Source organism: Vibrio sonorensis, assembly GCF_001854765.1.
Classification (GTDB): domain Bacteria; phylum Pseudomonadota; class Gammaproteobacteria; order Enterobacterales; family Vibrionaceae; genus Vibrio; species Vibrio sonorensis.
Window position 1 is genome coordinate 1 of sequence record NZ_LJJE01000038.1, and the last position, 1,558, is coordinate 1,558.

The following is a 1,558-nucleotide window of genomic DNA, read 5'->3' on the forward strand; positions in this document are numbered from 1 at the left end:
TTAAATTGAAGAGTTTGATCATGGCTCAGATTGAACGCTGGCGGCAGGCCTAACACATGCAAGTCGAGCGGAAACGAGTTAACAGACCCTTCGGGTGACGTTAACGGCGTCGAGCGGCGGACGGGTGAGTAATGCCTGGGAAATTGCCCTGATGTGGGGGATAACCATTGGAAACGATGGCTAATACCGCATAATAGCTTCGGCTCAAAGAGGGGGACCTTCGGGCCTCTCGCGTCAGGATATGCCCAGGTGGGATTAGCTAGTTGGTGAGGTAAAGGCTCACCAAGGCGACGATCCCTAGCTGGTCTGAGAGGATGATCAGCACACTGGAACTGAGACACGGTCCAGACTCCTACGGGAGGCAGCAGTGGGGAATATTGCACAATGGGCGCAAGCCTGATGCAGCCATGCCGCGTGTGTGAAGAAGGCCTCGGGTTGTAAAGCACTTTCAGTCGTGAGGAAGGTGGTGTAGTTAATAGCTGCATTATTTGACGTTAGCGACAGAAGAAGCACCGGCTAACTCCGTGCCAGCAGCCGCGGTAATACGGAGGGTGCGAGCGTTAATCGGAATTACTGGGCGTAAAGCGCATGCAGGTGGTTTGTTAAGTCAGATGTGAAAGCCCGGGGCTCAACCTCGGAATAGCATTTGAAACTGGCGAACTAGAGTACTGTAGAGGGGGGTAGAATTTCAGGTGTAGCGGTGAAATGCGTAGAGATCTGAAGGAATACCGGTGGCGAAGGCGGCCCCCTGGACAGATACTGACACTCAGATGCGAAAGCGTGGGGAGCAAACAGGATTAGATACCCTGGTAGTCCACGCCGTAAACGATGTCTACTTGGAGGTTGTGGCCTTGAGCCGTGGCTTTCGGAGCTAACGCGTTAAGTAGACCGCCTGGGGAGTACGGTCGCAAGATTAAAACTCAAATGAATTGACGGGGGCCCGCACAAGCGGTGGAGCATGTGGTTTAATTCGATGCAACGCGAAGAACCTTACCTACTCTTGACATCCATAGAACTTAGCAGAGATGCTTTGGTGCCTTCGGGAACTATGAGACAGGTGCTGCATGGCTGTCGTCAGCTCGTGTTGTGAAATGTTGGGTTAAGTCCCGCAACGAGCGCAACCCTTATCCTTGTTTGCCAGCACTTCGGGTGGGAACTCCAGGGAGACTGCCGGTGATAAACCGGAGGAAGGTGGGGACGACGTCAAGTCATCATGGCCCTTACGAGTAGGGCTACACACGTGCTACAATGGCGCATACAGAGGGCGGCCAACTTGCGAAAGTGAGCGAATCCCAAAAAGTGCGTCGTAGTCCGGATTGGAGTCTGCAACTCGACTCCATGAAGTCGGAATCGCTAGTAATCGTGGATCAGAATGCCACGGTGAATACGTTCCCGGGCCTTGTACACACCGCCCGTCACACCATGGGAGTGGGCTGCAAAAGAAGTAGGTAGTTTAACCTTCGGGAGAACGCTTACCACTTTGTGGTTCATGACTGGGGTGAAGTCGTAACAAGGTAGCGCTAGGGGAACCTGGCGCTGGATCACCTCCTTATACGAT

The 1,558-nt window shown here is 53.4% G+C and carries 1 rRNA gene; it reads left to right on the forward strand.

Annotated elements, in window-relative coordinates:
• The first annotated feature begins 2 nt into the window (after positions 1-2).
• A 16S ribosomal RNA gene (locus BLO31_RS08365) occupies positions 3-1,552 on the forward strand.
• Positions 1,553-1,558 lie beyond the last annotated feature (6 nt).